The following is an 8,400-nucleotide window of genomic DNA, read 5'->3' on the forward strand; positions in this document are numbered from 1 at the left end:
CCTGGACCGATGCTCGAGATCTCCACCGATCCCGCCACCGTCGACCTCGACTGGCTCCACCACCGCCTGTCCACCGACGCCTACTGGGCCCTCGGCCGCAGCCGCGAGCGCGTCCAACGCCTGGTCGAGAACTCCCTGCCCTACAGCGTGTTCGACGACGGCACCCAGATCGCCTTCGCCCGCCTGATCACTGACCGCACCACCTTCGCCTGGCTCTCCGACGTCTATGTCGACAGCCCCCACCGCGGAAAAGGTATCGGCAAACTCCTCCTTGACCGCATCATGGCCGACGCCGACACCTGGGGCCTGCGCCGCATGCTCCTGGCAACAGCCGACGCCCAAAACCTGTACCGCCCCTACGGCTTCGCCCCCCACCCCAAACCGGACCAATTGCTGGAAAAGAACTGGCCCGACAACCCCTTGTGAACCCGATGATCTCCCCGATGTGACCTATCTCGCCGCCTTCGGCTATGGCCTCCGTTGTGAGAACAGGCATAGCCTGGGTCATCGAGTACAGGCGAAATCGATTGCGCTAGAAGAATATTCGGGGCAATTCGGGCAGTTGTGTCCAGTGAACGGTTCGCTGATTTCGACGTGCGCGCACTGCCGTCCCGGAACGCGTCATCTCGCCGGGCCGACGGCAGAATCCTGGTAAGGAGCTGCACCGGTGTCGGTTGGTCAACATTGCGCGAGCCCCGTTCGATCCGTCGTGACCCGGCGCAGTGCCCTCGTCGCGCTGGCGCTGCTCGCGGTGGCCGGCTGCGGCGGATCCGTGGCCGCCCACGAACCGCACTGGGATTACGACGCCGAGGGCCCCGACCACTGGGCCGACCTCGACCGCGGCTACGCGACCTGCCGAGCCGGTCACGCCCAATCACCGATCGCCCTGGACAGCCCCGCCGAAATCCACCCCGCCGACCACATCGAGGTCGACTACCGCCCCATTCCGTCTGTGAATCTGCTCAACAACGGCCACACCATCCAGGCGAGCGTCCCGGCCGACTCGGGAAACGCCATCGTCGTCGACGGCACCCGATTCACTCTGACCCAATTTCACTTCCACCTACCGAGCGAACACACCGTCGACGGCGGCGAGACCGCCATGGAGCTACACCTCGTCCACACCGCCACGTCCGGCCGCCTGGCAGTACTCGCCGTCCTGCTGAGCGTCGACAGTGATCCGACGCCGCTGAGCCGAGTGCTCACCGCGTCGCCGGATCATCCCGGTCGCACCGGAACAGTCACCGCCGTCGATCCCCGCGAATTCCTACCGATCGACCTCGCCCAATTCCGCTACCAGGGCTCGCTGACGACACCTCCCTGCACCGAGGGCGTCGAGTGGACCGTGTTCCGCCACTCAGCTCCGGTTTCCATCGCCGACGTCGACAGTTACCGCGCGCTGTTTCCACACAGCAACCGACCGACGCAACCACGCTACGGACGCCCGGTAGTCCTCGCCGGACCCAACTGAAATCCGGGCGCTGTCCGCGGTTACCGGTTGTCGACGCAGTGATCTCGTTTTCGTCAGTGGGGTGTCGACCGGGGGAGTAGGCCCAAGGTCAGGTGGCTGACCAGGTCGTCGAGTAGCTGTTCGGAGTCGAAGTCGGCGGTGTAACCGGAGCCGATGAAGGTGGCCAAGCCCTGCAGGGCCGCCAAGGCACTCAGCCCGAGGCGCCGCGGATCGCCCGCGACGATCTCGCCTGCCGCTTGACCTTCAGCGATGAGCGCTATGGGGACCGCGAACGCACGGTCGACGGCTTGCTGGATGTCGGCGGAGGTGGAGCTGTGTCGGCGCGCGAACATCAGCGGCAGGAGCTCGGGGTTGTCGACAGCGAATCGCAGGTAGGCGTAGGCGACCGTTTGCAGGCGTGTCGTGATCGGTCCCTCGATCACCGCCTGCTCGAAGCAGGCGCCCAGACGGTGCAGTCCGGTGACGGCCAGTGCGTCCAGTAGTGCCTGCTTGTCGCGGAAATGCCGGCTCGGAGCCGCGTGGCTGACCCCGGTGTCGCGGGCCAACTGCCGCAGCGAAAGCCCGTCGACACCGGCCTCGCGCAGCGTCGCCTCGGCGCGCGTCAGCAGCGCGGCGCGAAGGTCTCCGTGGTGGTACGGGGTGTGCAGCGACATGGTAGGAGCAGGATATCCGACACCCAACCAAATGTTTGCGTTGACTACTTTGTTGTCACTGACTACATTGGCAAAGGCCATGACTGACAACACCGCGCCCACCCGCACACAACGCAGCATGCCGATCCGCGAATGGCTGGCCCCGATCACCCTGGTCACCATCCTGGCGGCGCTGCTGGGCACCATGTACCTCGGCTACACCGCCGACCCCGAGAAGCATCTCCACGACTTCCCGATCGCCCTGGTCAACCAGGACGTCGGCGACACCGTCGGCGGAAAGCCGACCGATATCGGCGAGCAGATCACCTCAGCACTGCGCGACAACATCCCCGCCGACAAGATCGACCTACGCCCACTCGGCCTCAACGAGGCTCAGCAACAGCTGCAGAACGGCGAGGTCTACGGCGCCATCGTCATCCCCGGCGACTTCACCAAGCGCGTCGCCATCCTCGGCGCCGCCTCGATCGTCCCGGGCCAGGTCGAGCGGCCGATGATCTCCGTGCTGACCAACCCGCGGGCAGGCACCCTCGCCGCGCAGATCATGAACACCGTCGCCGACCAGGCCATGACCCAGGTGAACAGCACCGTCGGCGCCCAACTCGCCGAACAGGTCAGAACCGCGGCAGGCACGACACCACTGAGCGGCGCGGCGCAGCTGCAACTCAGCGAGCCGATCGACATCGTGGTCACCGCCTACCACCCGCTCCCCGAAGGCACCGGCCAAGGCCTGGCGGCCTTCTTCTACACCCTGGTCCTGCTGATCGTCGGTTTCAGCGGCGCCATGATGATCAATTCGCTGGTCGACGCCTCACTCGGCTACATCCCCGCCGAATACGGCCCATGGCACAAGGCCACCACACCAGCCCCGATCAGCCGATGGCGCACCCTGCTCATCAAGTGGGGGATAGCCGCGATCAGCGCCCCACTGGCCTCCGGCGTGTTCCTCGGTGTCGGCACCCTGCTGAACATGGCGATCGAGCGACCACTGATGCTGTTCCTCTATGGAACTCTGGCCGTCGCCGCCATCGCGGTCACCGCCCTGTCGGTGATGGCCGCCTTTGGCACGGCAGGCCTGATGATCAACCTCATCGTGTTCGTGGTGCTCGGAATCCCGTCATCGTCGGGCACCATCCCGCTCGAGGCGACACCGCGCTGGATCGCCGACATGGCCACGTTCGAACCCATGCACCAGATCTACCTGGCCGTGCGCGCCATCCTGTTCTTCGACGGACACCTCCAGGCAGGCATGGCACAGGGCCTGTGGATGACTCTCGCCGGACTGGCGATCGGTCTGATCCTCGGCGCGGTCGCCACCAACGCCTACGACCTGCGCGGCATGCTGCGTCTCGGCATCGAACACGCACCCGCGCGGTAACTGATCAACCGAGATTGGTCACTGACACCGCAATCCCGAACCTCTGGCTGTTACGTCTAACTAATTACCCCGCACCGCAACCGAATCAACCCCGCGAGTTCGTATTCTCTCCTGGACCGCGCCCCGCGCGGCACCAGAACAGGGGTTGAAAACAGCAGATGGCTATATCTGACGTCGAGGCGTACACGCATCTCTCGCCGACCGACATCGAAGAGTTCGGGCAGCGGCTCGACGAGTTGCGTGAGCAGATCGAATCCAGCTTGGGTGAGCGCGACGCGAAATACATCAAGACCGTCATCCGCGTCCAGCGAGCTTGCGAGATAGCCGCGCGACTGGTTCTGCTCGACTCGGGCCGAAAAAGCAGTTGGTGGTGGGGGACCGGCCTGCTCACCTTGTCGAAGGTGCTCGAGAACATGGAAATCGGGCACAACGTCATGCACGGCCAGTGGGACTGGATGAACGATCCGGAAATCCATTCCTCCACCTGGGAATGGGACCATGCCATGCCCGCCGCGCATTGGAAAGAAGCGCACAATTATCGCCATCACGTGTTCACCAACGTGCTCGGCCTCGACCCTGACGAAGGCTACGGCCTTCTCCGCATCACCCGTGACCGCCGCTGGCGTCCCTACCACCTCGGCAACTTCGTCTACCTGGTGCCGGTGTCGCTGCTGTACGAACTGGGTATGTGCGTTTACCACCTGGAGATCCCGCGGGTGCTTGCGGGCAAGAAGGATAGGAAGAGTTTCCTGAAGGCCAGGGACGAAATCGTCCAGAAAGCCGGAAAGCAGCTGCTCAAGGACTACGTCATCTTCCCGGCGATGACCGGTCGAAACTGGAAATCGACGATCCGCGCGAACGTCACCGCCAATCTCACCAAGAACGTGTGGGAGCAGATCGTCACCTTCTGTGGGCATTTCCCCGATGGCGCGGAGAAGTTCACCAAACGCGATATCGAGGGCGAGACGCGCGGCGAATGGTATTTGCGCCAGTACCTGGGCAGCGCCAATATCGAAGTCGGCCCCGTGCTGCGCATATTGACCGGCACGCTCAGCCACCAGATCGAACACCACCTGTTCCCGGATCTGCCGAGCAATCGACTCCCCGAAATCCAACGCGAAGTCCGCAAACTCGCGGCCGAATACCGCCTGCCGTACACCACCGGCAATCTGATCCGCCAATATGGCCTGACCCTACGCACCATCGCGAAACTCTCATTGCCCGATAAGTACCTCACCGCCGATTCCGACAACGCCCCGGAAACCAGCTCCGAAAACGCCACCGAATCCCGCCGCCTCGTACCAATTCCAGCGTAGGCCGCCTTCCGGACACCCGACCCTATTTCGTCACTGTGACGAAATAGGGTCGGGGAAGTGGGAGGGGGAGTGCCGCCCTCGAGATAGCCGATACCAATTACCGAGGCCAGGCCCTGAGATTGGCCCGAATGGCGCATTCAGCGCGAACGGTCATGAATCGACGAATTCGAAAAACACCCAGATTTCGTCAATTTCGTCTCACAAAACGGAAAGCTAAATGTCAGCGCCGCGGAGGTATTCGCGCAGACGGGCAATACAGAGCAAAGCGACAGCGAGCGCCACTCAACCCGCAGTGCACCTCGGCATGTACTGCAAACGTCCGCCCAAAAACCTCTCCCGACGGGCCGCCTTCAAACGCCGATAATGCACACTATGTCAAGTAGAAGATCTTGTCAGCACTGCCGCGAGGCCTTCTTGTAGGTCCTTGATGAAGTACTCGGGAACCTCTAGCGACGGGAAATGTCCCCCGGTTTCGGGTGTCGTCCAGCGGACGATTTGGCGGTACCGCTCCTGCGCCCAGGGGCGGGGACACTTCTCGACGTCGCGGGGGTACATGGTGAGTGCTGACGGGACGTCGACCCGGAGTTCTGGGTCGAGTGAGTTGTGGCTTTCGTAGTAGATGCGGGCCGCTGATGCGCCGGTTCGGGTCAGCCAGTAAAGGGTGACGTTGTCGAGAATGCGGTCTCTGGACATCGTTTCGAACGGGCTGTCTTCGGTATCCGACCACTCGGCGAACTTGTCGAGGGTCCAGGCAAGGAGCCCGACCGGTGAGTCGACGAGCGAGTAGCCGATTGTCTGCGGTCGGGTCGCCTGCTGTTTCGCGTAGGCCGCGCGGTGGCGCCAGAAATCGCGAGTTTCCTCGGTCCACTCACGCTCGACGGCTGTCAGGGCGTCTGCCGGCAACCCGGGTGGCGCTTCCGCGAACGTGGTGTGGATGCCGAGAACGTGTGCCGGGAACCTACCGCCGAGAACGGTGGTGATGTTGCTTCCCCAGTCGCCGCCGTGGGCTGCGAACCTGCGGTAGCCGAGCCTTCCCATCAGTTCCACCCATGCGGCCGCGATCTTTTCGGATCTGCCAGCTCGTCTGCTGGCAACCAGCTTCACGGCGACTCTGACGGAGCGTCATGGCGAGGCCGTGGAGCGGATTCCCACGCCACAGCGCCTCGTGGACTGGCTGGCAGTGACCGGGCTGGCCGTGGACTCCCGCACCGCCGCCCAACTCGAATGCGCTCGGGAGCTGAGGGATCAATTCACGCCGCCGCGACCGCGACCGCGATCCAGGACGCTCCCCCAGCTTCTGCTGTCAGAGTCATCAACGACCGCAGCATGCAGGGTCGGGCGGCGGCTGTGCTGACCGCCGAGGGCAATCGGCATTGGCGGCTCACCTGCGTAGAAGATGCTCTAGGGGTTATCGCCGCCGATGCGATCAGCATCCTCGCAGGCGAACGAGACGGACAATTGGCCCTGTGCGCATCGCCGACCTGCCGAGCCGCCTTCTTCGACACCAGCCGAAGTCGCACCCGCAGGTGGTGTGACATGAACACGTGCGGGAATCGTCAGAAGAAGGCGCGCTTCATCGCCAACCAGCGCAAAGACCTCAGATCAGCGGAGTGACCGTTCCCGCTCCCCTGGTTCAGGGACGGTCGATGTCGGGGATGATGGTCTCGGGCTTGAAGATCACCTTGTAGTGGTAACGGCTCACCTCGGCGGACTCGAGCTGTTCGACGAAGTAGCTCACGTTGTCCGAGAGTCCGAGGAAGTGCTTCTTGTATTCGTCGTCGCCGGTCTTGCACGTGACCTCGAGCTGGTTGTTCTCGTCCTTGATCGAGCACAGGCCCTCGATGGACAGCAGGTACTTGTCGGTGATTCCGTTGAAGAACACCACGCGTCGGTTGATCTTGAACTGGTCCGATTCTTTGGACAGGTTCTCGGACACCACGTCGGCGTCGCTCGAACACCCGGTCACTGCGATGACCCCCGCGGACAGCGCCGCAGCAGCGACGATGAGCCTCTTCTTCATTCCCTACCCCTGACCACGACGTGCGCGTGAACTGTGCCTTCCCCAACATCATGAATGTCGGCGGCCTCGACCGCCACCGCCAGGACTCTGCCCGACTTCCCCTCAGCCTTCGGCTATCCGTCCTTGCCGAAAGCCGCAGTCCGTACCGGCTGTGCGGGACGCACAAACCACTCGGACTCAGATTGTCCGAGTCAGTACGTGGCGGTGCCAGCGGCAGATGCCGAGGGCGAAGCGAAGTTCGAAGGTCTCGGTGTCGACCGCGATGCCGTAGCGGCCGGTGACCTGTTGGATGCGGTATTGGACGGTGTTGCGGTGGACATCGAGGACGCGGGCGGTGCGTGAGTAGCTGGCGCCTTCGGCGAGGAAGACGTCGAGGGTGTTTCGCAGGAGCTCGACCTTGGCGCCGTCGCCTGCCAGCGGGCCGAGGACGCGGTGGACGAGGCCCGCCAGTTCGTCGGGGTCGTCGGACAGCAGCGCGAAGGGCGCGATCGTGTCGTAGTCGACGACAGTGGGTGCGGTCTCGCCCGCCGAGACGACCAGCGCTTTCGCTCGCGCGGCGCTGCGGGCCGAGCGCCGGAACCCGGACAGTCCTTCGCCGGCCGGTCCGAGGGCGACCCGCACGGGCACGCCGGTGGCCTCGAACTTTGCGGTGAGTTCGTCGAGGGCGCACGGCTGCTCGGCGGGGAACCACAGACACATGGCCCGGTCCCCCGACGCTGCCACCAGTTCGGTGCCGCCGGTCCTCATCGCCGTGGACAGTAGCTGGCGTGCCTGCTCGAGCGCGCGCACAGCGTCGGTGCCGGTGACCGTCGACCAGACTTCGGCTGCGTAATGGCGCTGGTCGAGTCGGTAGCCCAGTACTTCTTCGGCCGCCGCGACGTCGACATCGTCGCTGTCGAGCAGACGCGCGATCCACTGTTGTCTGGCAGCTTGGCGACTGCTGAGCCAGCGGTCCCGTTCCGCCTCGTAGATCCGGCCCATCGACGAGTTGAGCCGGTCGAGATAGGCGCCTGCGAATCTGAGCAACTCCGCGATCCGGGCGGGCTGGTCGGGGCCCGGAACGGCGAGGATGAGCCCGATCGCCGCGTCGAGGACCCGGTACTGGCCAAGCCCGTAGGCGCGCAGCAGGATCGTCAGTGGCACACCACGTCTGGCCAGGCGTTGGGCATACGCGGCCGCGCCGGCGGGCGGGCTCACGGTGGCGGGGTCGATATTGTTCACCAGGACGTACTGCACGGCGGCGATGTTCTCCGCGATGCTGGCCGCGCGCATCTCGGCCAGGTCGGCGGCGACGTCGTTGAGCGGAATCATCTGCTCGGTGACCCGGATGAGGTCTTCGGTGATGGCCTCGACCCGGGGGCCGAGCGCCTGCCCCACCCACACCAGCGATCCGTATGCCGCCACGGCTGCTCCCGCCCGTTGAACAAAAACTGTCGATGGCATTGTGCCATCAGCACAAATTTCGGACCGATTCGGTCTTGCCGTCGATAAACAAACCGGTCATGTGGTCGTGACAGCGTGACATGTGGTGTCATGGTCGCCGAACGCCCCGATATCGACTCCTT

General features: G+C 64.2%; 7 protein-coding genes and 2 pseudogenes. 5 read left to right on the forward strand and 4 right to left on the reverse strand.

The window, feature by feature from the left end:
* Positions 1-9 precede the first annotated feature (9 nt).
* Together ACLJPD_RS17260 and ACLJPD_RS17265 are read left to right on the forward strand one after the other, a co-directional pair.
* Positions 10-426 carry a GNAT family N-acetyltransferase gene (locus ACLJPD_RS17260; RefSeq protein WP_410873211.1) on the forward strand — a complete coding sequence of 139 codons (417 nt, stop codon included), beginning with the start codon at positions 10-12 and terminating at the stop codon, positions 424-426.
* Positions 427-709: 283 nt separating this feature from the next.
* Entirely contained in the window at positions 710-1,471 is a 762-nt protein-coding gene (locus tag ACLJPD_RS17265; protein ID WP_410873213.1) for a carbonic anhydrase, read from the forward strand.
* Between the two features lie 53 nt (positions 1,472-1,524).
* Here ACLJPD_RS17265 and ACLJPD_RS17270 read toward each other — a convergent pair whose 3' ends face one another.
* Positions 1,525-2,124 carry a TetR/AcrR family transcriptional regulator gene (locus tag ACLJPD_RS17270; protein WP_410873214.1) on the reverse strand — a complete coding sequence of 200 codons (600 nt, stop codon included), beginning with the start codon at positions 2,122-2,124 and terminating at the stop codon, positions 1,525-1,527.
* A gap of 79 nt (positions 2,125-2,203) precedes the next feature.
* Between ACLJPD_RS17270 and ACLJPD_RS17275 the strand changes: the two genes are divergently transcribed.
* Together ACLJPD_RS17275 and ACLJPD_RS17280 are read left to right on the forward strand one after the other, a co-directional pair.
* Complete coding sequence (locus tag ACLJPD_RS17275) at positions 2,204-3,499, forward strand: DUF3533 domain-containing protein (protein ID WP_410873215.1); 1,296 nt, start codon at positions 2,204-2,206, stop codon at positions 3,497-3,499.
* 236 nt (positions 3,500-3,735) lie between these two features.
* Complete coding sequence (locus ACLJPD_RS17280) at positions 3,736-4,815, forward strand: fatty acid desaturase family protein (RefSeq protein WP_410873217.1); 1,080 nt, start codon at positions 3,736-3,738, stop codon at positions 4,813-4,815.
* Between the two features lie 375 nt (positions 4,816-5,190).
* On the opposite strand, the pseudogene ACLJPD_RS17285 reads toward ACLJPD_RS17280, so the two are convergent.
* A pseudogene (locus tag ACLJPD_RS17285) lies at positions 5,191-5,886 on the reverse strand (alpha/beta fold hydrolase); the annotation flags it as partial.
* A 13-nt stretch (positions 5,887-5,899) separates the two neighbouring features.
* Between ACLJPD_RS17285 and ACLJPD_RS17290 the strand changes: the two are divergent.
* Positions 5,900-6,429 (forward strand): annotated as a pseudogene (locus tag ACLJPD_RS17290) (CGNR zinc finger domain-containing protein).
* 19 nt (positions 6,430-6,448) lie between these two features.
* On the opposite strand, the gene ACLJPD_RS17295 reads toward ACLJPD_RS17290, so the two are convergent.
* Together ACLJPD_RS17295 and ACLJPD_RS17300 are read right to left on the reverse strand one after the other, a co-directional pair.
* Positions 6,449-6,835, reverse strand: coding sequence for a hypothetical protein (locus tag ACLJPD_RS17295; protein WP_410873218.1), 387 nt, complete (start codon positions 6,833-6,835; stop codon positions 6,449-6,451).
* 177 nt (positions 6,836-7,012) lie between these two features.
* Positions 7,013-8,239 (reverse strand): PucR family transcriptional regulator, encoded by a 1,227-nt coding sequence (locus ACLJPD_RS17300; RefSeq protein ID WP_410873219.1) that lies wholly within the window; start codon positions 8,237-8,239, stop codon positions 7,013-7,015.
* Positions 8,240-8,400: the final 161 nt, after the last annotated feature.

It is taken from the genome of Nocardia sp. A7 (assembly GCF_046549215.1).
In the GTDB taxonomy this organism is placed as follows: Bacteria; Actinomycetota; Actinomycetes; order Mycobacteriales; family Mycobacteriaceae; genus Nocardia.

Coding starts and splice junctions, on each gene's coding strand:
- ACLJPD_RS17260 (WP_410873211.1), top strand. CDS start 10: ATGCTCGAGATCTCCACCGATCCCGCCACCGTCGACCTCGACTGGCTC.
- ACLJPD_RS17270 (WP_410873214.1), bottom strand. CDS start 2,124: ATGTCGCTGCACACCCCGTACCACCACGGAGACCTTCGCGCCGCGCTG.
- ACLJPD_RS17275 (WP_410873215.1), top strand. CDS start 2,204: ATGACTGACAACACCGCGCCCACCCGCACACAACGCAGCATGCCGATC.
- ACLJPD_RS17295 (WP_410873218.1), bottom strand. CDS start 6,835: ATGAAGAAGAGGCTCATCGTCGCTGCTGCGGCGCTGTCCGCGGGGGTC.